This is a genomic window from Bombilactobacillus thymidiniphilus (genome assembly GCF_023380245.1).
Lineage (GTDB): Bacteria > Bacillota > Bacilli > Lactobacillales > Lactobacillaceae > Bombilactobacillus > Bombilactobacillus thymidiniphilus.
This window is the reverse complement of the sequence record NZ_CP093365.1, coordinates 141420-166701: the sequence shown is the minus strand read 5'-3', so window position 1 is coordinate 166701 and position 25282 is coordinate 141420. Positions and strand designations below refer to the sequence as shown.

The window sequence follows — 25282 nt, the reverse complement described above, 5'->3', positions numbered from 1 at the left end:
TATCATTGAAAAAAATAACGGAATATCAAAATAAAAAAGTTTTAGTATTCGGACTGGCATTGAGTGGTTTTAATGCAGCTAAATTATTATTAAAACTTGGAGCTAAAGTGACAGTTACGGATCAAAAGTCTAGTAAACAAAGTCAAGAATTACAACAACTGGGTGCACAAGTAGCTATTTTGGAAGATCCTACTGTTTTATTAGCTGATGGTTATAAATTATTAGTTAAAAGTCCGGGAATTAGTTACGATAATCCACTTGTTAAAGCTGCTATAGATCAAGATTTACCAATTATTACTGAACCAGAATTGGCTGCTCAAGTATCACAAACACCTTTTATTGGAGTTACGGGAACTAATGGTAAGACGACAGTTACAACTTTAATTCAACTTATTTTGGCGCAAAATCGTTCCAAAGGTCAAGCTTATAAAGCTGGTAATATTGGCATCCCAGTTTCTCAAGTAGTACAAGAAGCAACAGCAGACGACGATTTAGTAGTGGAACTTTCGAGTTTCCAATTACTGGGCGTTAAAACGATGCATCCACATATTGCAGTTTTGACAAATATTTATGAAGCTCATCTAGATTATCACCATAGTCGGGCGAATTATGTAGCTGCTAAAATGGAAATCACCAAAAATCAGCAAACTGATGATTATTTTGTAGTCAATTTTGATCAAGAAGAATGGCGAAGACTAAGTCTAACTTCTAAGGCACAAGTTGTTCCTTTTTCACGTCTCGGTTACAGCAAAGCAGGCGCATATCAGGAAAATGGCACCCTTTATTTTAGAGATGAAGCAATTATTAAAGTTGCAGAAATTGCTCTGCCAGGTGCTCATAATATCGAAAATTGTTTGGCTGCTATAGCTGTAGCTAAGCTAAAAGGTAAGTCAAACGCTGATATCAGGCACGTGTTAACAACCTTTAGCGGTGTCGAGCATCGTATTCAATTCGTGCAAAACTTAGCTGGGCGCAAAATTTATAATGATTCTAAAGCAACCAATATTGAAGCTACTACAGTGGCTTTACAGGCTTTTCAAGAGCCTACTGTTTGGATTGCTGGCGGCTTGGATCGTGGTTTTACTTTTGAAAATTTAGTTCCTGCGTTAAAAAATGTGAAAGCAGCTGTCTTTTATGGCGAAACAAAGGATTTGTTAAAGCAAGCCGCACAAAAAGCAAAGATCCCAACTATCAAAATAGTATCTAACTTAGATCAAGCAGTTCCTTTAGCTTATCAGTTGTCTGTACCAGGTGATGTTATTTTATTATCACCTGCAGCTGCTAGTTGGGATCAATTCAAGACTTTTGAAGAACGCGGCAAGCGTTTTATGGCTGATATTAAGCAATTAAATCAAATTTAGGTGGACTCAAGATATGCGTATAATAGTATCTGGTGGTGGGACTGGCGGTCACATTTATCCGGCTATGGCTTTGATTAAGCGGATGCAAGAAAGAAAATTAATCGATGAAGTTTTATATGTTGGTACTGCTCAGGGTTTAGAAAAAAAGATTGTGCACGCAGCAAATATTCCCTTTGCGGAGCTAAATATTAAAGGTTTTAAACGTAGCCTGTCTTTAAAAAATTTCAAAACTTTGGCTTTGTTTGTTCGCAGTGTTTACCAAGCTAAAAAAATAATTCGTGATTTTAAGCCTGATGTGGTTTTAGGTACGGGCGGTTATGTGTCTAGTGCCATTGTCTATGCTGCTCATCGTTGCAAAGTTCCAACTGTCATCCACGAGCAAAATTCAGTAGCTGGTTTAACTAATAAATTTTTGGGGTATTTTGTTGATAAAATTGCTTATGTTTTTGCAGCTGTTAAAGAACAATTTCAAGATACTGATAAATTAGTTTTTACAGGCAACCCACGTGCGCAAGAAGTGGCTGGTTTGAAACCAAATCAACGCTTGGCAGCTTTTGATTTAGACCCAGACAAAGAAACGGTCATGATTTTTGGCGGAAGTCGCGGGGCAGCACCAATTAATAAAGCGGCAATTGCTTGCTTACCTGAGTTTGCAACTGTCGATTATCAAGTCTTGTTTGTAACTGGAAAAGTTCACTATCAAGGTGTTTTGGATCAAATAAAAGCACAGGAGTTGACCATTCCTGACAATGTAAGGGTTGTAGCTTATATTGACGATATGCCCAGTATTTTGCCAGATATTTCGTTAATTGTAGGACGTAGTGGGGCGACTTCTATTGCTGAATTAACGGCGTTAGCTATTCCGGCTATTTTTGTTCCTAGTCCGTATGTTACTCACGATCACCAAACTAAGAATGCGCAAGCATTAGTTCAACAAGAGGCTGCTAGGATGTTAACGGAAGATCAATTAACTGCCACAAAGTTATTTACAGAAATAAATGAGTTACTACAAAATCCCAACATGATGCAGAAAATGCGTGTTAATTCGTTGAAATTGGGCGTTAGCGATGCTAGTGATCGTTTGATTGCTGTATTATTGGACTTGGTTAAACCAAAGAAGTGAGTTAATGTTACGACAAAAAAAGGATAAATTAATCAGCTTTGATAATGACTACCAACCTAAGGAACAACAACCTAAAAAAGTTCATTGGTGGAACAAAATTTCACCCATTAGTTATTTAGTGGTTTTGTTAGTGACTTTAGTAATATTTATTTCTTATTTAGTGTCTCCTATCGGGCATGTTCAACAAATAATGGTCAGTGGTACTAATTACTTAGGGGCTCAACAAGTAATTGATGCTTCAAAAATTAGTCATAATTCTTTGGTGTTGCAGACAATCATTCAAAAACCAACTATTAAAAAACAAATCAAAAATCGTGTTCCTTTGATTAAAGATGTTGATTACCATTATGACGGTTATAATAAATTAAAAATTAAAGTAAGAGAATATCAAACAGTTGGTTTTGTGGTACAAAATAATGGTTATTATCGTGTGTTGGAAAATAAAAAAATAATTCAGCCAAAGTTGCGCCAGCCGATTGGTAATTTTCCGGTTTATCAAACTTTTGGTGCAAAAACTTCGTTAAGTGAAATTGTAAAGTTTTATTTAGCAGTACCACATGCTTTAAAAAGTGATATTTCAGAAGTTCACGGGTCTAAGGATATTAAAAATCATCCATATCGTTTAACAATCTATATGAATGATGGCAATATGGTGATTGGCGATATTAGAACTTTGGCTGCTAAGTTAAAGTATTATCCGGCCATTACTAAACAAATGTCTGATAAGGGTATTGTGAATTTAGAAATCGGCGCTTATTCTAAGCCATATCCTAGCAAAAAAGAATAGTCTTGTTTTGTTTTGGTGGCTTATAATTTGTGGTATGATTTTAATTAGGTTAATTATGGTGAAAATTATAGGAGGGTCACTCAATGGATGATTCGCGGATCATTGTAAGTTTAGATATTGGGACTACTTCCATGAAAGTGGTTGTAGCTAATATTGTGAAAGGGCGAGCTAGTATTGTGGGGGTTGGTAGTGCCCATTCTCAAGGGATGAGTCGCGGAGTAATTGTTGATATTGACAAGGCATCTGCAGCTATCAGCCAAGCTGTTAAAAAGGCCGCTTCACAGTCAAATACAGAGATCAATGATGTCATTATTGGCTTACCCGCTAATGGACTTCAAATGTTTAAAACTCAAAGTTTGATTGCTTTAAATGAACAATCTAAAGAAATTGATGATGAAGATGTTAAAAGAGTTATCAAAGCATCATTAGGTAAGACTTTGGCACCTGACTTGGAATTTGTGGCACTGATTCCTGGTAGTTTTGGTGTGGATGGCTTCAAGAACATTAAAGACCCTCGGGGCATGATTGGGAACCGACTAGAATTTACAGGGGTTTTGTATGCTTTGCCTAAGTCGATCATACATAATTCCTTGAAAGCTGTACAGCGTGCAGGATTGAACGTTGTTTATGAAGTTTTAGCGCCTGTCGCAATTGGTGAAGTTGCTTTAGACAAGGGAGAACGTGATTTTGGAACCACGATAATTGATTTGGGTGGTGGTCAAACGACTGCTGCTATTATTCATGAAAATCAGCTTAAGTTTGCTGCTGTTGATCCTGAAGGTGGCAATTTGGTAGCCAGTGATGTTTCAACGGTTTTGAATACGACTTTAGACAGTGCTAACAAGCTACAACGCTATTATGGTAATGCTGAAGTGAGTTTGGCAGTTGCGGGAGAGGAATTTCCGGTGGAAATTGTTGGTCAAGAAGATCCTAAAAATGTTTCTAGTAAATATTTGGCGGAGATTATTGAGGCTCGGTTGCAACAAATTTTTGAACGTTTACGAAGCAAATTAAATAGTGTCGAAGCAATTGATCTACCTGGTGGTGTGGTTTTAACCGGTGGTTTAGCGGCAATGCCGGGTATTGATCAATTAGCTAAAAAGCTATTAAATACTAAAGTTAAGATTTTTATACCAAATCAAATGGGATTGCGTCATCCTGCTTTTACTGAGGGACTGGGTTTGGTATTATATGCACAAGGATTGAATGATTTGGATATGTTGGCTTATGACATTATTCATCAATCTGATGTTCAACCAGAAATAAAGCAAGAGTCTGCTCATAAAATGAGTACTAAAGCTACAGGTTCATCCAAAAAGAAAATTAAATCTGAAAAAATTATTTCTACAAGTGATAAGATTAAAAATTTTTGGGGTAAATTTTTTGATTAAAGCATTGCTAGCTAAAAGCAGGAGGAATTGATTATTTATGGATAGTTCAATGGATTCAAGAGAAGAAACTTCGGCGCGGATTAAAGTGGTTGGCGTTGGTGGTGCTGGTGGCAATGCCGTTAATCGCATGGTCGAAGAAAATATCAAGGGTGTTGACTTCATTACTGCCAATACCGATATGCAAGCTCTAGATTTATCACAAGCTAATACGCGTTTGCAATTAGGACCGAAGTTGACACGTGGATTAGGTGCTGGGTCTAATCCTGAGGTTGGACAAAAAGCTGCCGAAGAAAGTGAAGATGTAATTTCTGACTTACTAAAGGATTCAGATATGATTTTCATTACTGCAGGAATGGGCGGTGGTACTGGTACGGGAGCTGCGCCGGTAATTGCTCGTATCGCTAAAGATTCTGGTGCTTTGACTGTTGGTGTTGTGACTCGTCCCTTCATGTTTGAAGGACCAAAGCGCGCGAAGTTTGCGGACAAGGGTATTGAAGAATTAAAACAGCATGTTGATACTTTAGTGATTATTGCTAACAATCGTTTGTTGGAAATTGTGGATAAAAAGACACCGATGGGTGAAGCTCTACATGTAGCTGATGATGTTTTACGCCAAGGTGTACAAGGAATTTCTGATTTAATTACTTCACCAGGTTTTGTCAATTTGGATTTTGCTGATGTTAAGACGGTTATGTCTGATCAAGGATCTGCTTTGATGGGTATCGGCACTGCCAATGGTGAAAATCGGATTATTGATGCTACTAAAAAAGCTATTTCTTCACCTTTACTAGAAGTGTCTATTGATGGTGCTAAACAAGTGTTACTTAATATTACTGGTGGACCAGATTTGTCCTTATTCGAAGCTCAAGAAGCTGCTAATATTGTTGCTGAAGCAGCTACCGAAAATGTTAATATTATTTTTGGAACGTCGATTGATGATACTTTGGGTGACGGTGTTAAAGTAACAGTAATTGCCACGGGAATTGACGATGAACGTCAAAGTTCCAAGAATGCTGCTGTTTTAACAAAACGGGCGCCTAAAGTTGAGAAAAAAGAGACTAGTGGGGAACAAAAGGTTGATCCATGGGGGATTGGTGGGAATACTAATGCATCCGAAATAAACTCAGATGATACGACAACTAGTAGTTTCGATATTTTTAATCAATCTAACGTATTGAATGATGGTGATGACGATGATGATGATTCAATGCCTCCTTTTTTGAAACATCATCTGCATGATTAAAGTTGAGGTGGAATAATGGGCTTTAATAAATTAGCTAGTTTTTTTGGATTAGATGACAATGATGATGAACTGAATTATGATGGTATGATGCAAGATGAAGCCAATAGTCAAGGTGTTAACAAGAATAATGTAGTGGCTTTGAAAGCACAGACACAAGAAAGTCACAGTGCCATTAGAATTGTTGAACCGCGCCATTATAGTGATGCAAAAGAAATTGCTAAGGACTTGTTGGAGCAAAAAGCTGTTTTAGTCAATTTCAAGAGTGTCAATAGTGATCAGATGTGTCGGATTTCTGATTTTTTAAGTGGAACCTTGTATGCTATAAAAGGTGACATGAAGCAGGTTGATCAATACGTTATTTTATTTACACCGTCTAATTTTGCAATCGACAGTGAAATTGCTTCAGAATTAATGGATTAAGTTGAGGATGTTTATTAGTGACCAATGTAATGGCTGGTTTGCCAATTGTATTAATTGACTTACTAAATATTTATGAATGGATAATAGTTATTTGGGCATTGCTAACTTGGTTACCTGGTGCCAGTCAATCTAAATTGGGCTTATGGCTAGGTAAATTGGTTAATCCATTGTTATCATTTTTTGATCGATTTATTCCACCTATTTTTGGAATTAGTTTTTCACCTATTTTTGCTTTCTTGCTAATTGGCTTAATTAAAAAACTAGTGCTCATGGTTTTTTAAGTCATGACGATAAAAAATTCAGAAACTAATTTTAAAATTAAGTCGTTGATCACTGCAGTTGATCGTTATTATACTAAGCAAGTTAGTCATTTTCTGAATCCCTATGAATTGCAGCAAACAACAAAATTATTGCTAGTGCGATCGGATTTACAATTACAGACGAGTGGTGGCTATCCACAAGCTCAGCGCAAACGTATCTTGTTGTGTCCGGAATATGACAAAGTTCAAGATGATGATTTTGCTGTAAGTTTATTGCAAATTAATTTTAATTCAAAATTTGTCAAATTAGATCATAGTCAAATTATGGGTACATTGTTGAATTTAGGATTAGATCGGGATTGTTTTGGCGATATTGTGACTGATGGAATTCATTGGCAGTTTTTCGCTATGCAAGAATTTAGTGATTTGTTGGAACGAGAAGTAACACGTATCGGTCATCAAAGAGTTAAAGTATCGCAGATTCCTTTAGAGAAACTTTTATTAGTACGTGATGACTTTGTGAATAAGAATATTTTAAGCAGTTCATTAAGGCTAGATAATGTGATCAGTAATGTTTTTGGAATGTCGCGTCAACAGGTTAAAGATTTGATTAAGCATGGACAAGTTAGTGTGAATTGGTTACGTCAGGATAATCTAGATTATTTGGTTATGTTGGGCGACACAATAAGTGTTCGTGGATTCGGCAGAGTAGCTGTAATGGATTTGTTAGGTCAGTCACGGCAAAAGTTCAAATTATATGTTAAAATATATCGTCGCTAAAAGTGAGGTTAGAATTCATGGTTTTAACACCTAATGATATTCAAATGAAAGATTTTCATACCCAATTACGGGGCTATGAAAAAGAACAAGTTAATCAATATTTAGAGCAAGTAGCTGATGCTTATAGTGAACAAATGGCGGAAAATCATCGACTAGAGTATGAGTTGAAAGATGCCCAAGCTAAGATTGAGTATTTTAATAATTTGCAAAATACTGTCAATGAGTCCATTATTGTGGCGCAAAATGCTGCTGACCAAGTTAAAACACAGGCTGATAATAAAGTGCAGGCAATGATGGCACAAACGCGTGTTAATACAGAAAATATGGTAGATGAAGCTATTCAGCAAGGTCGTCAAATCATTCAAGATGCGCAACGCCAGGCTCAGGAATTGATTGAACAGACAAAACAGTTGCAAGGGCAAATTCAAAATCACTATGATTCATTGCAGCATGTTGTGGCGGATCAGCGACAATTGTTGGATTCTGATACATGGAAACAATTGATTACAAATGGTTCTGGTCAATTAGCAGATAATATTCAGCAACAATCACAAGCTTATTTGCAGAAGTTAGATCAACTAGCACAGGATGTGAAAGCTGATAATGAAGATTTGGTAGTTGAACATGAATCAGTGACACAGTCAGTTGACAAAGCAACGCAAAATGTTGATAATCAAGATTAAATTGATTAAAAGATTAGCTTGATTTTGATCTTTACAGCGAGTTTGGGTGTAGGTGTGAGCCAAGCAAAGCTCTCAAGATTGAGTATCACTTTTAAGATTATTTTTTTATAAGCATTGCTAATATATAGGTGGTATAGCGCTGAAAGCGTCCTTATTTAGGATGCTTTTTTTATTACTGGAGGTCAAGATGCGGATTAAAGATACACTTAATTTAGGTAAAACTAATTTCCCAATGCGTGGAAATTTGCCTAAAATGGAACCGGAATGGCAAAAAGATTGGGAAGAAAACGATATTTATCAAAGAAGACAAAAGTTGAATGCTGGGCTACCAACTTTTATTTTGCATGATGGGCCACCGTTTGCTAATGGAAATATTCATATGGGACATGCGATGAATAAAATTAGTAAAGATATCGTTTTGCGCTCTAAGTCAATGAACGGCTATCGTGCTCCTTTCGTACCTGGATGGGATACGCACGGCTTGCCTATCGAACAGCAATTGGCTAAGAAGGGTATTCACCACAAAGAGATGAATATAGTAGAATATCGCCAAATGTGTCGTGACTTTGCTTTAGGGGAAATTGATAAACAACGCACAGACTTCAAACGTTTAGGTGTGGCTGCAGATTGGGATAATCCTTATATTACTTTGCAACCAGAATATGAAGAACAAGAGATTAAAGTTTTCGCTAAGATGGTGGAGCGTGGTCTGATTTATCGTGGACAAAAGCCTGTTTACTGGTCACCTTCATCAGAATCAACGCTTGCAGAAGCTGAAGTTGAGTACCATGACATTAAATCCCCGTCTTTATATGTAGCTTTCCCAGTGAAAGACGGTAAAGGTGTACTTGATGAGGATACTTTGTTGGCAATTTGGACAACGACGCCTTGGACATTACCTGCTAATGAAGCTGTTTGTGTGAATCCTCGCTTTGATTATAGTGTCGTTTTGGCACCAGATGGCAAAAAATACGTGGTAGCAAAGGAACGAATTGAATATTTAGCGGAAGCCTTTGGCTGGAGTGAATGGGAAGTTCTCCAAGATATTAAAGGGCAAGATTTAGAATACGTGGTAGCTAAACATCCGTTTTATGATCGTGATTCTTTAGTGATTTTAGGTGATCACGTCACTTTAGATGATGGTACTGGTTTGGTGCATACCGCACCAGGTTTAGGTAATGATGATTTTAATGTCGGTATTAAATATAATTTGGATGTCTTATCACCTGTGGATAATCAAGGACGTTTGACTGCAGAAGCACCAGGATTTGAGGGTATTTTTTACGACGATGCTAATAAAATGGTTACTGATTTATTGCAAGAAAAGGGTTTATTACTAAAATTAGACTTTTTCACACACAGTTATCCACATGATTGGCGTACTAAAAAACCTGTTATCTATCGCTCCACACCACAATGGTTTGCTTCTATTGATCCGATTCGTGCGGATATTTTGCAGCAAATTAAACATGTGGAATTTGATCCAGCTTGGGGTCAAGGACGTTTATACAATATGATCAAAGATCGTGGTGATTGGGTAATTTCTCGCCAACGTGTTTGGGGTGTTCCGCTACCAATTTTTTATGCTGAAAATGGTGAGCCAATTATGACTGCAGAAACAATCAATCATGTAGCTGAATTATTTGGTAAATATGGTTCAGATATTTGGTTTGAAAAATCAGCAAAAGAACTATTACCAGATGGTTTTACGCATGAGGGCAGTCCTAATGGTAAATTTACTAAAGAAACTGATATTATGGATGTTTGGTTTGATTCAGGATCTAGTCACCAAGCCGTTTTGGCAGCACGTCCGGAATTAACATTTCCAGCTGACTTATATTTAGAAGGTTCTGATCAATATCGCGGCTGGTTTAATTCTAGTTTGATTACGGCTGTGTCAGTGACTGGTCAAGCTCCATACAAAAAGATTCTATCACAAGGCTTCACTTTAGATGCAAAGGGTCATAAGATGAGTAAGTCGTTAGGCAATGTGATTGTTCCTAGCGATATTGAAAGGCAATTTGGTGCTGAAATTATTCGCTTATGGGTGGCTTCCGTTGATACTAGTTCTGATGTTCCTGTGTCTGTGGATGCGTTTAAGCAAACTTCTGAAACTTATCGAAAAATCAGAAATACTTTGCGCTTTATGTTAGCTAATACAGCTGATTATGACCCTAAAATTGATCAGATAGCCTATAATGATTTGGGCACTGTAGATCAATTTATTGTTGTTAAGTTAAATAAGTTGATCGCTAAAGTTTTAAAAGCCTATGATGATTTTGATTTTGCAGAGGTCAGCAAGGTAATTACTTCTTTTATTGCTAACGAAATGTCGGCTTTTTATTTAGACTTTGCTAAAGATATTTTGTATATTGATGCTGCTGATGCTTTAAGGCGACGCCAAATGCAAACCGTAATCTACGATGTAGCCGTGGCTTTGACTAAATTATTGACACCAATTTTGCCGCATACCATGGAACAAATTTGGCAAGAATTAAAAGAGCCAGAAGATTATGTACAATTAGCACAAATGCCTAAGGCACAAGAATTGGTAACTTCTGCTGATATTTTAGCTGATTGGCATGAATTCATGAATTTCCGAGATCATGTTTTGAAGTCATTGGAAGCTGCTCGAGAACAAAAACTGATTGGTAAATCTATGGAAGCGGCTGTGACTATTTATCCTAGTCAACAATTGCGTCAACTGTTAAATAAACTAAATGCTAATGTCGGACAATTGTTAATTGTTTCTCAATTTGAAATTGTTGATCAGCCATTAACAGATGCTGATCAATATGATGAAGTACAAATTCAAGTAACGCCCGCTACAGGACAAGTTTGTGCACGTTGTCGTATGATTAAAGCAGATGTAGGTGTTGATGAACAATTGCCGATGATGTGTCAAAGATGTGCAACTATTGTTCGACAAAATTTCCCACAAGTATTGGCAGAAGGATTAGAGAAATGATTACAGGTACGGTAGATTGGTTTGATGAAAAAAAAGGTATTGGCGAATTATTAACGCCAACTGATGAAAAAATATTTGTTTACTTTACAGCAATTCAAGGTGAAGGTTTCAAAACTCTGAATGCAGGGCAAAAAGTTAAGTTTGAGATTGCTCAAGGCTTTAAGGGACTTCAGGCAGTCAACGTACGTCCAGTAGTAGTTGCTTAATAAAACTCCAAATAGCTTGATTTAACAAGTTATTTGGAGTTTTTACTTTTACTCTTATAAGGAAAAATGCGCAAACCGTCATGGTCAACAATAGCTAAATAAATATCATGAATCTGATAACCTTGTTGCTTAATTTTTTGTAGCACCCAATTTTTATCATGGTGCGTATAATCTAAACCTAATTGGTCAATTCGCCCATCCATGATGACCGGGAATTGATATTTCATATCTTTTTTGACAGTAAATGTTAGTTGTCCATTTTGCTCCCAGACTGCCTGATCAATCTCTGCTAAATCATTAACACCAGCCTGTCGCAATTTGAAAGCTAGATCATGTGCAGAAATGCCTGCTTTGGTAGTTCTTTCCGGTAAAATGTTACCTTTAGAAATGATTACTGTCGGTTCACCATCAATAAATTTTTTGATCCAGTGACTATGATTTGTCAAAAATTTAGTTGTAAAAACAACTAATGTCCAAATAATTAAGACGATAAAAAATTGTAGTAAGGTAATCTCTGAATTGTATAAAACACCGCCAATGATTCCGCCTAATACAAAATTTTGCATTTGGTCTATAACGTTACTAGGTGCTAAATTGGATTTGCCTAATAAATTAATCTGAATAATCATTGCCAAAAAGCCCATTAATAATTTTAAAAAAGTCTGCCAGTAAAATGTCATGGTGTCCTCCTAATTTTTGATAATATTTATTTTAGGATCAACTAACTGCGTTTTTTCTAAGTGATAGCTAGAATTATCCGTGTTAAATTTAACCTCAAAAAAACTATTTCTGATTTTCAAGATCATTCCATCGGTTAAACTGGTAGAATTAGAATAAACATTATTTGGTGAAGTTTTTTTGTTTGTGGCAACTTGCTTAATTATACCGGCAACTTGACCATTACCAGTAAGATTACTTTGATCTTTAGTCCAATTATCGTATTGAATGGTCAACGTTAGTAGCAAACCTAAAATGGCAATAATCGTTAGTCCGTGGTATTTACCGTTGTCCCGATGTCTTAAAAATAGGAACAAAAAGATAATTAAAGCAATTACTAATAAAATATTGATGACAAAAATCACTGAATTTATACGATTTGGTTGATGTGTTAAATATTGGTAAGTGTAAAAATTAGTCATAGAAATCTCCCCAAGTCTACTAAAATTGAGGAAATTATAACATTATTATTGGTGCCTTAATGGCTAATGTGCCTATTAATTCAGAAAAGGGTGGTTTTGTGAGTTTAAAAGAACAAAAATTGACTACTAAACGAATTTTTACAGGTCAGATTTTAAATTTGGATTTGGAAACTGTTCGCTTACCTAATGGTGCAACTGCTGAACGTGAAGTAGTACATCATCATGGTGCGGTGGCAGTTTTGGCTGTTATTGCTGACAAGCTGTTATTAGTTAGGCAATGGCGTGAACCAATGCAACAGATTACTCTGGAGATTCCAGCTGGTAAAATTGATCCTGGTAAGCAAGATCTACAAATGGAAGCTCTAAGAGAATTAAACGAAGAAACTGGCTATCAAGTTCAAAAGTTAACTAAAGTAGCCGGATTTTATTCCACACCGGGTTTTAGTGATGAATATTTAACTATTTTTCAAGCAACGGGGATTAAACCAGCTCAAAAGCGACTGGCACTAGATAGTGATGAGTTTGTGGAGATAGAATTATTAACTTTTGCGCAGGTACAAGAGCAAATTCAACAAGGTATTATTTGTGACGCCAAAACTTTATTAGCAATTTTTATTTGGCAACAAATTCGAGGAGAAAACAATTGACAGCGACTAGAACAGAACCTGAACAACTTGAACAAGATCAAACTCCTCATTACAGGCGTTCTGATCCTGAGGTAAAGCAAGCTCAAACACAATTTCACTCACAGCGCTTGCGTCGACGCCTAGATAGCGCTATTTTAATAGTTGTTGTTTTGATTGTTATAGTTTATTTGATTTTATTTTTTATATAGGAGAAATTATTTATGAAAATTGCAGTTATTGTACCAATGCAAGAAGAAATTGGCTTGCTAAAGAATTCTTTGAATAACTTATCTGAAGAAAATATTGCAGGTGTGCAAATTAGTGTTGGCTGCTATGGCAATCATCAATTAGTAGTTGCACAAAGTGGCATTGGTAAAGTGCAAGCAGCGATGGTAACAACAATTTTATGTAATAATTACCAACCAGATATTATTATTAATACAGGATCGGCAGCGGGGATTGGTGCTGATTTAAAAGTGGGCGATGTGGTGGTTTCTTCCCAAGTTGCCTACCATGATGTTGATGTCACACCGTCAGGCTACCAGAAAGGACAAGTTCCTGATCAACCGCTTTATTTTGAGAGTAGTGCTAATTTAGTCAAAAAAATAGTTACTGCTGGAAAAGATATGGGACAAAATAGTCATGTCGGCCTTATTGTTTCGGGCGACCAATTTATTAACAGTAAAGCACAAATTGCACAAATTTTACATGATTTTCCTGCAGCAATTACTTGTGAGATGGAAGGTGCAGCTGTAGGACAAGTAGCTACACAATTTAAAGTTCCGTTTGTTGTGATTCGAGCAATGAGTGACGTAGGTGATGAAGAAGCCAATGTTTCTTTTGATGAATTTGTCCAAGATGCTGGTATTCGTTCGGTGCAAATGTTATTGAATTTTATGGATAATAATTAGAGGAGTATGTTTTTGTGGAACCTGTTTATTTAGATAATGCTGCTACTACACCTTTAGCTCCCCAAGTGATAGCTCGTATGAATGAAGTAATGCAGCAAACATTTGGCAATGCTTCAACACCCAATTATTATGGTCGAAAAGCTCGTGCTATTTTAGATGAAGCAAGAGCAGTTATTGCCAAGAGTATCAATGCTCAACCGGGAGAAATCGTTTTTAATAGTGGTGGTAGTGAAGGCGATAATACTGCAATCATTATGACAGCTTTGACGCACCAAGAACAAGGCAAACATATCATTACCACTAGTATCGAACATGAAGCAGTTTTGCAATCTATGAAATATTTAGAAACACTAGGTTTTGAAGTCACATATTTACCAGTTAATCAAGCTGGTCAAATTAATGTAGATCAAGTACAGAATGCTTTACGCCCAGATACTATTTTGGTTTCTATTATGATGGTTAATAATGAAATCGGTGTGTTAAATCCTATTAAAGAAATCGGTCAATTATTACAAGATCATCCGGCCATTTTTCATACTGATGCTGTGCAATCTTATGGGTTACAAGATATTGATGTACGAGCACTTAACGTGGATTTATTAACCACATCCGCGCATAAAATTAACGGCCCTAAGATGTTAGGCTTTATGTATGAGCGAGCAGATTTAACACTGCCACCGCTGATTAAAGGTGGACAACAAGAATTAAAACGCCGTGCGGGTACTGAAAATGTTCCAGCGATAGCTGGTTTTGCCACTGCGGTACAGCTTAATTCATCAAAGGAGCGTTCTGAAATACGCCAACGTCTGCAATCTTATAAACAGCTCTTATTAACTTTATTGGATCAAGCTGATGTTGAGTATGTCGTCAACGGACCAGATATTGCTCAAACTACACCAAATATTTTGAATTTGTGGATTAAAGGATTTGCGACTTCGATTTTACAAATAAAATTAGATTTGGCGGGTATAGTTGTTTCAGGTGGATCTGCCTGTACAGCTGGTAGTTTAGAACCGTCGCATGTTTTGAGGGCGATGTTTGGTGCACAAAATCCACGAGTAGAACAATCAATCCGAGTAAGTTTCAACAAAATGACCGTAGAAAATGATATAATCAAGCTTGCTGATGCTCTGATAAAAATTGTCAGAGCTAAAAAGGGGTGATCAAATGCCAACAACTGTTCAAATTAACGGGGATTTAACAAGATATCAAATTAATCCTGAGATCAAGGTTTATTCATTGATTGATGTTGGTTTTACTAAATCGAAACAGGGAAATTTCAATTGGGAACAACCATTAAGTGATTATTCTCCCTATGATGCTAGTTATTTGTTGAAAGTTAAGGTCATGCAAGATTTAAAAAATTTAAAAATGGCGGTCACCGATCAAAGTGGTTTGCATCAAATAAATATTTTTAAATTGCCACATAATGAAACTGTAATTGAACAATTGCATTATGCGCTTGATACTTTGCTGCAACGTGATATTTTAAAAATTGTAGAATAACAATTTTAAGAAAAGGTGAAGTAATTTTGTCCAAAAAAAGAGTTGTTGTGGGCATGAGCGGCGGTGTGGATTCCTCTGTATCTGCTCTTTTATTAAAGCAACAAGGTTATGATGTTATCGGCGTTTTTATGAAGAATTGGGATGATGCTGATGATAGTGGTGTTTGTACAGCTACCGAAGATTATGAAGATGTGGCAAAAGTTGCTAATCAAATTGGGATTCCTTATTATTCTGTAAATTTTGAAAAAGAATATTGGGAGCGTGTTTTTGAGTATTTTTTAGCTGAATACAAAAAGGGCCGAACACCCAATCCAGATGTCATGTGTAATAAAGAGATTAAATTTAAGTCTTTTTTAGATTATGCTTTAAAATTAGATGCTGATTATATTGCTATGGGGCATTATGCACAGTTGATCCGTGATGATTCTGGAATAGTGCATATGTTGCGGGGAGCTGATGCTAATAAAGATCAAACGTATTTTTTAAGTGCTGTGGCACAAGATCAATTGCAGAATGCGCTTTTTCCCATTGGTAATTTGCAAAAATCACAAGTACGCCAAATTGCCCAAGAGGCTGGTTTGGCTACGGCTAAAAAGAAAGATTCCACTGGTGTTTGTTTTATTGGTGAGCGTAATTTCAAGAAATTCTTGAGTGAATTTTTGCCAGCTCAAGCCGGCGAAATGTTAACGCCGACAGGTGAAAAAATGGGGATGCATGCTGGTCTTATGTACTATACTATTGGTCAGCGTTCAGGATTGGGTATTGGTGGTAATGGTAAGTCCAATGCTCCTTGGTTTGTGGTCGGCAAAGATTTAGAACACAATATTCTTTATGTCGATCAAGGTTATGATAATCCTTTGTTATATGCTGATAGTTTAGATGCAACAGATTTGTCTTTGATAGCACCAGCAACAATTATAACAACAAAATTTCATTGCACTGCTAAGTTCCGTTATCGGCAGCAAGATACTGGTGTAACAGTAATTTTAGGTGATAATGATGATGTTCATGTAGAATTTGATGAACCAGTGCGCGCTATTACTCCAGGACAAGAAGTTGTTTTTTATCAGGGTGAAGAATGTCTAGGTGGAGCCACTATTGATCGTGCGTATAGCAAAACTAAGCAATTACAATATGTCTAAATAATTAACTAGAACGAAATTTTTGTTCTAGTTTTTTTGTACTTATTTGCAGTGCTGTGTTGAATAATTGGACATTATCAACGATAATGTTAATATCTGCGGTAGGAGAGTATAAAGGATGACAACATTTTATTTTGTAAGACATGGTAAAACGCAATGGAATTCAGAAGGCCGCTATCAGGGTGCACAAGGAGATTCTCCTTTATTGCCTGCTAGCTACCATGATATTGAATTGTTGGCTCAACATTTAAAACCTATCCATATTGATCACATTTATACTAGTCCACTTCAGCGTGCCTACATAACGGCAAAAACTTTGGATAATTATTTGGGTGGCACGATCCCGATCACTAGGACTGTCATGCTCAAGGAATTTAATTTGGGTATTTTAGAAGGTCAAAAATTTGTGGATGCGGAAAGACAGTATCCACAGCTAATTTGGTCATTTCGTCATGATCCTAGTAAATATGATCCAACTCCTATAAAGGGTGAAAGTTTTGCTCAAGTCATTGAACGTACTACTAATTTTATTAAAGATCTAGCTCAAAATGATCTTACACACCAACAAAATTTTGTTATTGTTAGCCACGGCGCAGCGTTAGTGGCGATGATTAAGTCGCTCTTAGGTATTTCTTTGGGTGACTTAAGAAAAGATGGAGGCATGGCAAATACCGGTCTAACGACTTTAATAACTAAAGATCAAGGAGAAAATTTTGAATTAGTTAAATGGAATGATACCAGTTATTTAAAGCGAGACTTGAATTCAACGGATACAGTCTAAAAATGGAGGATAATTGTGGAACAACACGCAGCCAATTTGTATCAAAATAATGATAAAGAAGAGGCTATTGCTTATTTAGCCAAAAAGTTGCAACAAGATTTAGATCATCCTGATTGGATTTTGCAGCTGGCTAGTTATTTGGTAGATACGGATCAATTGCCAGATGCGGAAGCATTGTTATTGCAGGCTAAAACTATGTTTCCAGATTTAGCGGCGATAGATTATAATTTGGCGGTAATTTATTTCCAAGTAGGCAAAATTGATCAAGCACAAACTTATTTACAACAAATAACAGATCCGGATTTATTAACTGATATTTATTATTTACAAGCCAAAATTGCCCAGCAACAAAATAAGTTGCCACAAGCTCTAGCCTATGTTTTGACAGCAGTTGATCACAATCCTCAATTGGTAGATAATTATTTGTTGGCAGGAGATTTATTAGTTCAATTACAGGATTTTAAACAGGCACAACATTATTATCATTTAGCGCTACAATTAGACGAAAGTGCGGCTAGTTGGTTCAAACTAGCTTTAACTCAGTTAGTTTTGGCAGATGATCGTTATAAAACTAGTTTTGCCAAAAGTAAGCAGTTGGATGCAAAATATTTTGGTGAGCATCAAAAACAGTTAGCAGATATTGAACGTTATCTACAGATACACAAAAAAGAGGAATAATAGTGGCAGAAGAATATATCATTGGTTCACTAGAAGCTATTTTTTTTGAAAAGCCTGAAGACTATTTCAAAATCTTGTTAATTAAAGTACAAGAAACTTCTTTTGCGTGGGCTGATAGCGAAATTGTTGTTACTGGTGTTTTTGATGAGTTGGAAGAAAATCAAAATTACCGTTTTGAAGGCGAAGTGGTTCAACATCCAAAGTATGGACAACAATTTAAATGTTTACATTATCAAAAAGATAGTCCAACAGATCGTAAAGGTCTGGTGGATTATTTTGCTAGTGCACAATTTCCCGGCATTGGGCGAAAAACTGCTAATAAAATTGTTGATATTTTGGGCAATAATGCGATTAGTTCATTAGTTAGTGATGCGACGGTGGTTGAAAAATTGCCATTAAGCAAAGCTAAGCGACAATTAATTATTGATCAAGTTAATGAATCATACCAAACACAAGAAATTATTTTGCAATTAAATAGTTTAGGTTTTGGTAATAAAATTGCTTTTAAAATTTACCATAAATATGGTAATCAAACTTTAAATACTTTGCAAACTGATCCTTATCAATTGATTGAAGATATCCCGGGAATTGGTTTTAAGCGTGCTGATCAGTTAGCTTTGAATTTTGGCTTAGCAATTGATAATACCAAACGGATTCAGGCAGGATTATTACAAACTTTAAAAGTAGTTATTAATGCTGCAGGTAATACTTATGCATCTAAGACAGAACTAATAGCACCAACTTTAAAATTGTTAAATACGACTAAAAAAGGGACTGTTAGTGATGAAGATGTACAGAATGCTTTAGCAGATTTGATTGACCAAGAATTAATTATTTTGGATCAAGATTGTTATTTTCCTAAGGATTTGTACGCAGCCGAATGTGATATTGCGCAACAATTGCAATTGTTGCAAAAGCATTTTAAGGCAAATAAATATTCTGATCAGCAAATTAAAAAAGCAATTCAATATACAGAAAAACAGCTCGCTATTACTTATGACGATCAACAAGTGGCAGCAATTCAAGCAGGTTTAAAGAATGCCCTTTTTCTGTTAACAGGTGGGCCAGGTACCGGTAAAACGACTATTATTAATGGTTTAGTAACGGCTTTTGCATATTTGAATGATTATTCATTAGATATTGATGATTATCAAACCACACCTTTTCCTGTGGTTTTGGCAGCACCCACAGGGAGGGCGGCAAAGCATTTAGCAGCTAGTACGCAATTGCCTGCGGGAACTATTCATCGTTTATTAGGATTGACTGGGCAAGAAGATATGCAACCATTAGATGTTAGTGAAATCTATGGCAAATTATTGATCATTGACGAGACTTCTATGGTGGATACGTTATTGTTTAAATTATTAATAACGGCGATACCATTAGGAATGCAAGTCATTTTAGTTGGGGATAAAGATCAATTGCCTTCAGTAGGACCAGGACAGGTATTTTCTGATTTGATTGCTAGTAAAGTTTTGCCAACTGTCAATCTAACCAAAATTCATCGCCAAGATCAAGATTCAACCATTATTGATCTAGCCCATGATATTAATACGGGGCAAGTAGGAAATGATTTCTTTACTAACTATCCTGACCGAAGCTTTATTGAATGTACTGCTCCACAAGTCCCGCATGTCTTGCAGCAAATTATTTTAAAAAGCCAGAAACGAGGATTTGATTTAGATCAAGTGCAGATTTTAGCGCCTATGTATCGTGGCATAGCGGGAATTGACAATTTAAATCAGACAATGCAGGTCACATTAAATCCGTTAGAATCCACTACTAAACAAGTAATTGTTGGAAATATGCAGTATAGGATTGGCGATAAAGTAGTTCATTTAGTCAATAATGTTGAAAAAAATGTCTTCAATGGTGAAATTGGGACAGTAACTGGAATAACTTTAGCTAAAGACAATCCGGATAAGAAGCAGGGAGATTTGTTGTATTTGGATTTTGATGGACAGCAAATTGTTTATAGTCATTCTGACTTTAAAAATATTGCTTTAGCTTATTGCACATCGATTCATAAGGCGCAAGGTAGTGAATTTGAACTGGTGATTGTAGTTTTGGTACGCCAAAACACACGAATGTTGCGTCGTAATTTGTTGTATACCGCAGTCACTCGTGCCAAATCTAAACTTATTATGTTAGGTGATAAAAATGCCTATGAGCATGCAGTGGCTGACAATTCAGGGCAACGACAGACAAAGTTGAAATATCAAATTCAGAGTTTATTCAAGCCAGACTCTATTAATAATTTGGCTACAGAAGATGATGACCCAGCAGGCTATATTTTAACGTTAGAGCAAATTCGTCATCTGGCAATTGATCCAATGATTGGGATGGCCAATGTGACCCCGCAAAGTTTTATGAATTAAAGCCAAAAATTTTGTACTGCACAAGAAATGTTTATATGATAGGCTTGGTGAGCTAATTCTTCTCCATCAACTTGTCCATAATTAGCATATGCTAAAGACAATGTAAGATCTTTAGTTATTGTATGATGCACTAGAGGATTATTTAGATGATTACCAGTAAAAAATACCTGAACAACTAATTTGAGTAATTGAGGTAAATTGACTTTATCAGCCAAGGCAATCTGTAAGGCGGTTTGTTTTGGATTTGCGTTAGGCAATAATTTGATGCCTCCTCCACAGTATGGTTCATTGCCAATAATACACACGAAAACATCTTGAAAAGTTTTAACTTGTTGGTTTGCCGTAATTTCAACATCAAAAGCAGGTTCTTTTAAAGCTTTGAAAAGATGCATTATATAAATTAGTTTGTTTAAATGCAATTTGTTTAAGTACTTTTTTATTTTAGAGCGATTAGCATAATGTACTATTGCAGCATCTAAACCGATACCAAAATAATTAATAAAGAAACGATCGGCTTGAACAGGGGAAGTTATTTTACCTAGGTTTAAGGCTTGTGGTTTGGACGATTTTAGTAAATTCGTAAGTAATTGTTGTTCTTGATGCGCTTTAATGTGTAGTGCACGGGCAAAATCATTACCAGAACCAGCAGGCAAATAAGCTAGAGGCATTGCAGAATTTTGAGACTGCTGAACGCCATTAATAGCTTGGTTTAAAGTTCCGTCGCCACCGATGATTAGCAGGATACTTTTTTGTGGATCTAATTTAGTCACTAAGGAACAAACTAACTTGGTAGCACCCATTTTAGGTGTAAAGTTAATTTTATAGTTAATATCTTGTCTTTTGAAAAAAGCAATTGTTTTATTGAGTGTTTGTCGAGCTTGTCCGCCACCTGCAAATAAGTTAACGACAACAATAAATTGTTTGTTTTTATTACTCACTTTCAACCTCATGAATAAAAATACATCTGATTATTTAAAATCAGATGTATTTTTTTATTTTATACTTGTGTAGAAATGATCATTGGTAAAATGACTGGGTGTCTTTCTGTTCTTCGAAAGAGAAACTCTTGTAAATTATCAATAATATCACGCTTTAAGACAGCTTCATTAACTTTATCTGATGCATCTAGATGAGTTTTAATTGTATGGAAAACCCTCTTTTGAGCTTGATTGATTAAATCACCAGATTCGCGCATGTAAACAAAGCCACGTGATAAAATATCTGGTCCAGATAATACTAATCCCTTGTGATAATCAATTGTAGCAACGACAATTACCAATCCTTCTTCAGACAATATTTGTCGGTCATGAATCACAACATTGCTAATATCACCAATTCCATTGCCGTCAACGTAAACATCGCCAGCTGGCACGTGATCAGCTTTACGAGCTGAATTCTTAGTAAGTGCCAAAACATCGCCATTTTCAAAAATAAAAGTATGATCTTCTGGGACACCACATAATTGTGCTAGTTCAGTGTGAATTTTCAACATACGATATTCACCGTGAATTGGCATGAAAAATTTAGGCTCAATTAAGCGCAACATTAGTTTTTGTTCTTCTTGACCACCATGACCTGAAGCGTGGATATTATTAACTTTACCATGAATAACATCAGCGCCAGCTTCTTCTAATTCATTAATCAGGTGATTGACACTAGTGGTATTACCGGGAATTGGATTAGAAGAAAAGATTACAGTATCACCCGGTTGAACTGTGATCTGGCGATGTGTACCATTCGCAATGCGACTCAAGGCAGCCATTGGCTCTCCTTGAGATCCAGTACAAAGTAACATTACTTTATTAGCAGGTAGTTTGTTAATGTCGGCAGCATCTAGAATCTCACTATCAGGAATATCTAAATACCCTAATTCTCGCCCATTAACAATGGCTTGCTCCATACTACGACCAAAAACAGCTACTTTACGTCCATTTTGCATGGCGGCGTCAACAGCTTGGGAAACGCGATAAAGGTTAGATGCGAAAGTGGCAAAAATAATCCGTCCTTCAATCCGCTCTACAATTTGGTGAATCGTATTTCCGACAAAACGCTCCGACTTAGAAAAAGTTGGAATTTCTGCATTAGTACTGTCTGACAGTAATAGCAAAACTCCTTCAGAACCTAGCTTAGCCATTTTTTGCAGGTTAGGCGCTGGCTGGTTACCAACAGGTGTTAAATCAAACTTGTAATCACCAGTCTGAATAATAATGCCTTGTGGCGTATGGACAGCAATACCTAAAGTGTCGGGGATAGAATGTGTTGTGCGGAAAAATTCCACACCTAAATGCTCAAAATTAACAATATCTTCTTCTTGCAAAACATGCATTTGAGTGGATTCCAATAATCCGTGTTCTTCCAGCTTGCCCTTGATTAAAGCAGTTGCCAAAGGACCAGCATAGATAGGTACATCAGGCACTTTTTGTAAAAAGTAGGGAATACCGCCAATATGATCTTCATGACCGTGGGTGATAAATAAGCCCTTAATTTTGTCACGATTTTGTGCTAAGTACTGATAATCAGAAATTACATAGTCAATACCTAATAACTCATCCTCAGGAAACTTTATTCCTGCATCAATAATGACGATTTCATTTTGATATTGGATGACGTACATATTTTTGCCAATTTCACCGAGACCGCCGATAGCAAAAACTGCCACTTCATCTTTATTTATTTTTAAAGTCATTGACTATAGCTCCGTCAGATCAGTGAGCTTAAAATCAGGATTTTGTTGCTCATAATTTAAATAATTGCCAGTTAATTCTTCAATTGACTCAATATTGTAGTCAGTTTTCGCTTCTAGTGCTGCTCGCACTTTGATGGCAGAGTCCGATTCAGCATAGAGCGTCTCGGTTGTTTCTCTACGGGGATTTTGAATATTGTTAGCTTGATACAAAACTTTATAAATCAAGTGAATTACTCCTTTAGTGTTACATATTTCTAAACGCGCAAAAAGGTTGATAATAATCAACAGTTAAACAAATATTATCACATCTACAGATTGTTGTATATAAACAACTATTCATTGATTTATAAAAGATTAGGAGATAATAGTAGAACCACTTTCAGCTTTAAAAGGTTCATTTTTGTTAATACGATCATAAAAAAGATGTCCTCTAAGGTGATCAATCTCATGCTGACAAACAATTGCTGGATAGTTTTTGACACGTAAAGTTTGTTCCTTACCATCAAAATCTTGATAGCGAATTGTAATTCGCGCACTACGTGGAACATAGCCTGGCACATCTTTGTCTACTGATAAACAGCCTTCGCCTTCAGCCAATTGCGCATTTTGAACAGAATTTGAGATAATTACCGGATTAATCAAAGTAATCTTAAGTAGGTAGTCTTGGTCGTCATCTTGATCGTTAGGCACTAAAACACTTGCCATTTGTTTGGAGATACCAACTTGGGGGGCAGCTAGTCCAACACCAGCTCGTAAGTGATGCTTTTGTGCAAATTCTGGATTTTGACTATTAATTAAATATTCCATCATATCGTGTGCTAACTGCTTGTCTGTATCGCTTAATGGAAATTTAACCGGCGCAGCTTGTTTGCGTAATACTGGGTTTCCATCACGCGTTATATTTTTCATCATGTACATAAAACAAAAATCCCTTTCACAAATATATTGACAACACTAATAATATCTTAATAAACTGATGATTCATAGTATTAATATTGGATTCGATTTTAAATAAGCGGCTTTCACAGAAAACCTTGTTTAAATTTTTTTAAATGTTAAACTGTTGTTGGAAACCCTTACAATTATACTAGCTTTTGAAAGGATGGTAATCATGTCAAAGAATTCCATTGTTGATTTTTCGAAAATCAAAGATGAATTGGCGGATTTAGCTAAACCGATTCAAGTATTGGATCAAAATGCTAAAGTCGTTAATCAGGCTGTTTTTGACAGTTTTAGCGACGATCAATTAGTTGAATTTATGAAGAAAATGGTTTGGGAGCGTGCTTTGCACGAGCAAACTATGAATTTTTCTCGACAGGGACGTATGGGATTTTACGCACCAACTGCTGGGGAGGAAGCTAGTGAAATGGGAACCGTTATGGCGATGCAAAAGCAAGATTATTTAGTACCTGCATACCGTGATATCCCACAGTTGATTCAGCATGGAGCAACTGTAACAGAAGCTTTCTTATGGTCACGTGGTCATGTTAAAGGCAATGAATTTGAAGCACGGGCACTTATGCCACAAATCATTATTGGAGCAGCTTATGTAGAAACTGCTGGTGTAGCTTTAGGTTTGAAGAAAAATGGCGAAGATGCTATTGCTTTTAGTTATACCGGTGATGGTGGTACTTCACAAGGTGATTCTTATGAAGGTATGAATTTTGCTGGTGCCTATAAAGTTCCTGCTTTGTTCATTGTGCAAAATAATGGTTATGCCATTTCAGTTCCACGGGAAAGTCAAACAGCAGCTCCAGCATTAACACAAAAGGCGATCGCTGCTGGTATTCCGAGTGTGCAAGTCGACGGCATGGATATTTTAGCTTGCTACTCGGTTGCTAAGGCTGCACGGGATTATATGTTAGCTGGTAACGGACCAGTAATGATTGAAACGCTAACTAATCGCTACGGAGCTCATTCTTCTGCTGGTGATGATCCAAAACGTTATCGGACTGATGAACAACAAAAACCTTGGTTAGAAAAAGATCCGCTAATTCGTTTACGGAAAGTTCTAACAGATAAGAAACTATGGACTGAAGAACAAGAAGAAGCTTTAATTAAAGAGTATAAAGATTCCTTCAAAGATGCTTTGAAACAAGCTGATGCTGTTGAACCAGAGAAAGTATCCGATATGTTAAAACGGACTTTTGAAGTACCAACTCCAGAGTTGCAAGCACAAATTGCAAAATTTGAAGAAAAGGAGTCAAACTAAA

27 protein-coding genes are annotated in these 25282 nt (G+C 36.3%); 21 read left to right on the top strand and 6 right to left on the bottom strand.

What is annotated here, in order from left to right:
• Positions 1 to 5 precede the first annotated feature (5 nt).
• The 11 genes from murD to MOO47_RS00845 all read left to right on the top strand — a co-directional run bounded on the left by murD (position 6) and on the right by MOO47_RS00845 (position 11222).
• Positions 6 to 1361: a UDP-N-acetylmuramoyl-L-alanine--D-glutamate ligase gene (gene murD, locus MOO47_RS00895; protein ID WP_249512978.1), complete on the top strand. Its 1356-nt coding sequence runs from the start codon at positions 6 to 8 to the stop codon at positions 1359 to 1361.
• A 13-nt stretch (positions 1362 to 1374) separates the two neighbouring features.
• A complete protein-coding gene (murG, locus tag MOO47_RS00890; RefSeq protein ID WP_249512977.1) occupies positions 1375 to 2484 on the top strand; it encodes an undecaprenyldiphospho-muramoylpentapeptide beta-N-acetylglucosaminyltransferase in 1110 nt (369 codons plus the stop codon).
• Between the two features lie 4 nt (positions 2485 to 2488).
• Entirely contained in the window at positions 2489 to 3271 is a 783-nt protein-coding gene (locus MOO47_RS00885) for a cell division protein FtsQ/DivIB (protein WP_249512976.1), read from the top strand.
• An 83-nt stretch (positions 3272 to 3354) separates the two neighbouring features.
• Entirely contained in the window at positions 3355 to 4662 is a 1308-nt protein-coding gene (gene ftsA, locus MOO47_RS00880; protein WP_249512975.1) for a cell division protein FtsA, read from the top strand.
• A 37-nt stretch (positions 4663 to 4699) separates the two neighbouring features.
• Entirely contained in the window at positions 4700 to 5905 is a 1206-nt protein-coding gene (gene ftsZ / locus MOO47_RS00875; protein ID WP_249512974.1) for a cell division protein FtsZ, read from the top strand.
• Positions 5906 to 5920: 15 nt separating this feature from the next.
• A complete protein-coding gene (locus MOO47_RS00870; protein ID WP_249512973.1) occupies positions 5921 to 6325 on the top strand; it encodes a cell division protein SepF in 405 nt (134 codons plus the stop codon).
• A 17-nt stretch (positions 6326 to 6342) separates the two neighbouring features.
• Positions 6343 to 6606, top strand: coding sequence for a YggT family protein (locus tag MOO47_RS00865; protein WP_249512972.1), 264 nt, complete (start codon positions 6343 to 6345; stop codon positions 6604 to 6606).
• A gap of 3 nt (positions 6607 to 6609) precedes the next feature.
• A complete protein-coding gene (locus MOO47_RS00860) occupies positions 6610 to 7365 on the top strand; it encodes a YlmH family RNA-binding protein (RefSeq protein ID WP_249512971.1) in 756 nt (251 codons plus the stop codon).
• 17 nt (positions 7366 to 7382) lie between these two features.
• Positions 7383 to 8048, top strand: coding sequence for a DivIVA domain-containing protein (locus MOO47_RS00855; protein ID WP_249512970.1), 666 nt, complete (start codon positions 7383 to 7385; stop codon positions 8046 to 8048).
• Positions 8049 to 8235: 187 nt separating this feature from the next.
• Complete coding sequence (ileS, locus tag MOO47_RS00850) at positions 8236 to 11016, top strand: isoleucine--tRNA ligase (RefSeq protein ID WP_249512969.1); 2781 nt, start codon at positions 8236 to 8238, stop codon at positions 11014 to 11016.
• Positions 11013 to 11222 carry a cold-shock protein gene (locus MOO47_RS00845; RefSeq protein WP_249512968.1) on the top strand — a complete coding sequence of 70 codons (210 nt, stop codon included), beginning with the start codon at positions 11013 to 11015 and terminating at the stop codon, positions 11220 to 11222. The genes ileS and MOO47_RS00845 overlap by 4 nt, the downstream gene beginning before the upstream one ends.
• A 29-nt stretch (positions 11223 to 11251) precedes the next feature.
• Here the strand turns inward: MOO47_RS00845 and MOO47_RS00840 are convergent, their stop codons facing one another.
• Positions 11252 to 11902 carry a DUF421 domain-containing protein gene (locus MOO47_RS00840; RefSeq protein ID WP_249512967.1) on the bottom strand — a complete coding sequence of 217 codons (651 nt, stop codon included), beginning with the start codon at positions 11900 to 11902 and terminating at the stop codon, positions 11252 to 11254.
• Between the two features lie 9 nt (positions 11903 to 11911).
• Complete coding sequence (locus MOO47_RS00835; RefSeq protein ID WP_249512966.1) at positions 11912 to 12361, bottom strand: DUF3290 family protein; 450 nt, start codon at positions 12359 to 12361, stop codon at positions 11912 to 11914.
• A gap of 59 nt (positions 12362 to 12420) precedes the next feature.
• On the opposite strand from MOO47_RS00835, the gene MOO47_RS00830 reads away from it, so the two are divergent.
• From MOO47_RS00830 to recD2, 9 genes are all read left to right on the top strand, one after another.
• The gene (locus MOO47_RS00830; protein WP_249512965.1) at positions 12421 to 13008 is read left to right on the top strand and encodes an NUDIX hydrolase; all 588 of its coding nucleotides are present in this window, start codon (positions 12421 to 12423) and stop codon (positions 13006 to 13008) included.
• The gene (locus tag MOO47_RS00825) at positions 13005 to 13196 is read left to right on the top strand and encodes a hypothetical protein (RefSeq protein ID WP_249512964.1); all 192 of its coding nucleotides are present in this window, start codon (positions 13005 to 13007) and stop codon (positions 13194 to 13196) included. Before MOO47_RS00830 ends, MOO47_RS00825 begins: the two co-directional genes overlap by 4 nt.
• Before the next feature lie 12 nt (positions 13197 to 13208).
• Positions 13209 to 13898: a 5'-methylthioadenosine/adenosylhomocysteine nucleosidase gene (locus tag MOO47_RS00820; protein WP_249512963.1), complete on the top strand. Its 690-nt coding sequence runs from the start codon at positions 13209 to 13211 to the stop codon at positions 13896 to 13898.
• A 14-nt stretch (positions 13899 to 13912) separates the two neighbouring features.
• Positions 13913 to 15061, top strand: a complete 1149-nt coding sequence (locus MOO47_RS00815; RefSeq protein ID WP_249512962.1) for a cysteine desulfurase family protein — start codon at positions 13913 to 13915, stop codon at positions 15059 to 15061.
• A 4-nt stretch (positions 15062 to 15065) separates the two neighbouring features.
• Positions 15066 to 15404, top strand: a complete 339-nt coding sequence (locus MOO47_RS00810; RefSeq protein ID WP_249512961.1) for a DUF1831 domain-containing protein — start codon at positions 15066 to 15068, stop codon at positions 15402 to 15404.
• Positions 15405 to 15430: 26 nt separating this feature from the next.
• The gene (gene mnmA, locus MOO47_RS00805; protein WP_396022043.1) at positions 15431 to 16546 is read left to right on the top strand and encodes a tRNA 2-thiouridine(34) synthase MnmA; all 1116 of its coding nucleotides are present in this window, start codon (positions 15431 to 15433) and stop codon (positions 16544 to 16546) included.
• A 118-nt stretch (positions 16547 to 16664) separates the two neighbouring features.
• Entirely contained in the window at positions 16665 to 17327 is a 663-nt protein-coding gene (locus MOO47_RS00800) for a histidine phosphatase family protein (protein ID WP_249512960.1), read from the top strand.
• A gap of 15 nt (positions 17328 to 17342) precedes the next feature.
• A complete protein-coding gene (locus MOO47_RS00795; protein WP_249512959.1) occupies positions 17343 to 18005 on the top strand; it encodes a tetratricopeptide repeat protein in 663 nt (220 codons plus the stop codon).
• A 2-nt stretch (positions 18006 to 18007) separates the two neighbouring features.
• Positions 18008 to 20383, top strand: coding sequence for an SF1B family DNA helicase RecD2 (recD2, locus tag MOO47_RS00790; protein ID WP_249512958.1), 2376 nt, complete (start codon positions 18008 to 18010; stop codon positions 20381 to 20383).
• Here the strand turns inward: recD2 and MOO47_RS00785 are convergent.
• From MOO47_RS00785 to def, 4 genes are all read right to left on the bottom strand, one after another.
• Positions 20380 to 21321, bottom strand: a complete 942-nt coding sequence (locus MOO47_RS00785) for a diacylglycerol/lipid kinase family protein (RefSeq protein ID WP_249512957.1) — start codon at positions 21319 to 21321, stop codon at positions 20380 to 20382. The two genes, recD2 and MOO47_RS00785, sit on opposite strands and share 4 nt — an antisense overlap.
• Before the next feature lie 59 nt (positions 21322 to 21380).
• On the bottom strand, positions 21381 to 23069 hold the full coding sequence (gene rnjA, locus MOO47_RS00780) for a ribonuclease J1 (RefSeq protein ID WP_249512956.1): 1689 nt from the start codon (positions 23067 to 23069) through the stop codon (positions 21381 to 21383).
• Positions 23070 to 23072: 3 nt separating this feature from the next.
• Entirely contained in the window at positions 23073 to 23294 is a 222-nt protein-coding gene (locus tag MOO47_RS00775; RefSeq protein ID WP_249512955.1) for a DNA-dependent RNA polymerase subunit epsilon, read from the bottom strand.
• Between the two features lie 129 nt (positions 23295 to 23423).
• Positions 23424 to 23987: a peptide deformylase gene (gene def / locus MOO47_RS00770; RefSeq protein ID WP_249512954.1), complete on the bottom strand. Its 564-nt coding sequence runs from the start codon at positions 23985 to 23987 to the stop codon at positions 23424 to 23426.
• Positions 23988 to 24171: 184 nt separating this feature from the next.
• On the opposite strand from def, the gene MOO47_RS00765 reads away from it, so the two are divergent.
• Positions 24172 to 25281, top strand: a complete 1110-nt coding sequence (locus MOO47_RS00765) for a thiamine pyrophosphate-dependent dehydrogenase E1 component subunit alpha (RefSeq protein WP_249512953.1) — start codon at positions 24172 to 24174, stop codon at positions 25279 to 25281.
• Position 25282 lies beyond the last annotated feature (1 nt).

Bases quoted from the DNA above. Each gene is read 5' to 3' on its own strand.
- MOO47_RS00885 (WP_249512976.1), top strand. From the start codon at position 2,489: ATGTTACGACAAAAAAAGGATAAATTAATCAGCTTTGATAATGACTAC.
- MOO47_RS00860 (WP_249512971.1), top strand. From the start codon at position 6,610: ATGACGATAAAAAATTCAGAAACTAATTTTAAAATTAAGTCGTTGATC.
- MOO47_RS00835 (WP_249512966.1), bottom strand. From the start codon at position 12,361: ATGACTAATTTTTACACTTACCAATATTTAACACATCAACCAAATCGT.
- rnjA (WP_249512956.1), bottom strand. From the start codon at position 23,069: ATGACTTTAAAAATAAATAAAGATGAAGTGGCAGTTTTTGCTATCGGC.
- ftsZ (WP_249512974.1), top strand. From the start codon at position 4,700: ATGGATAGTTCAATGGATTCAAGAGAAGAAACTTCGGCGCGGATTAAA.
- MOO47_RS00855 (WP_249512970.1), top strand. From the start codon at position 7,383: ATGGTTTTAACACCTAATGATATTCAAATGAAAGATTTTCATACCCAA.
- def (WP_249512954.1), bottom strand. From the start codon at position 23,987: ATGTACATGATGAAAAATATAACGCGTGATGGAAACCCAGTATTACGC.
- MOO47_RS00845 (WP_249512968.1), top strand. From the start codon at position 11,013: ATGATTACAGGTACGGTAGATTGGTTTGATGAAAAAAAAGGTATTGGC.
- murG (WP_249512977.1), top strand. From the start codon at position 1,375: ATGCGTATAATAGTATCTGGTGGTGGGACTGGCGGTCACATTTATCCG.
- ftsA (WP_249512975.1), top strand. From the start codon at position 3,355: ATGGATGATTCGCGGATCATTGTAAGTTTAGATATTGGGACTACTTCC.
- MOO47_RS00765 (WP_249512953.1), top strand. From the start codon at position 24,172: ATGGTAATCATGTCAAAGAATTCCATTGTTGATTTTTCGAAAATCAAA.
- MOO47_RS00800 (WP_249512960.1), top strand. From the start codon at position 16,665: ATGACAACATTTTATTTTGTAAGACATGGTAAAACGCAATGGAATTCA.
- MOO47_RS00810 (WP_249512961.1), top strand. From the start codon at position 15,066: ATGCCAACAACTGTTCAAATTAACGGGGATTTAACAAGATATCAAATT.
- MOO47_RS00820 (WP_249512963.1), top strand. From the start codon at position 13,209: ATGAAAATTGCAGTTATTGTACCAATGCAAGAAGAAATTGGCTTGCTA.
- MOO47_RS00870 (WP_249512973.1), top strand. From the start codon at position 5,921: ATGGGCTTTAATAAATTAGCTAGTTTTTTTGGATTAGATGACAATGAT.
- MOO47_RS00840 (WP_249512967.1), bottom strand. From the start codon at position 11,902: ATGACATTTTACTGGCAGACTTTTTTAAAATTATTAATGGGCTTTTTG.
- ileS (WP_249512969.1), top strand. From the start codon at position 8,236: ATGCGGATTAAAGATACACTTAATTTAGGTAAAACTAATTTCCCAATG.
- MOO47_RS00830 (WP_249512965.1), top strand. From the start codon at position 12,421: ATGGCTAATGTGCCTATTAATTCAGAAAAGGGTGGTTTTGTGAGTTTA.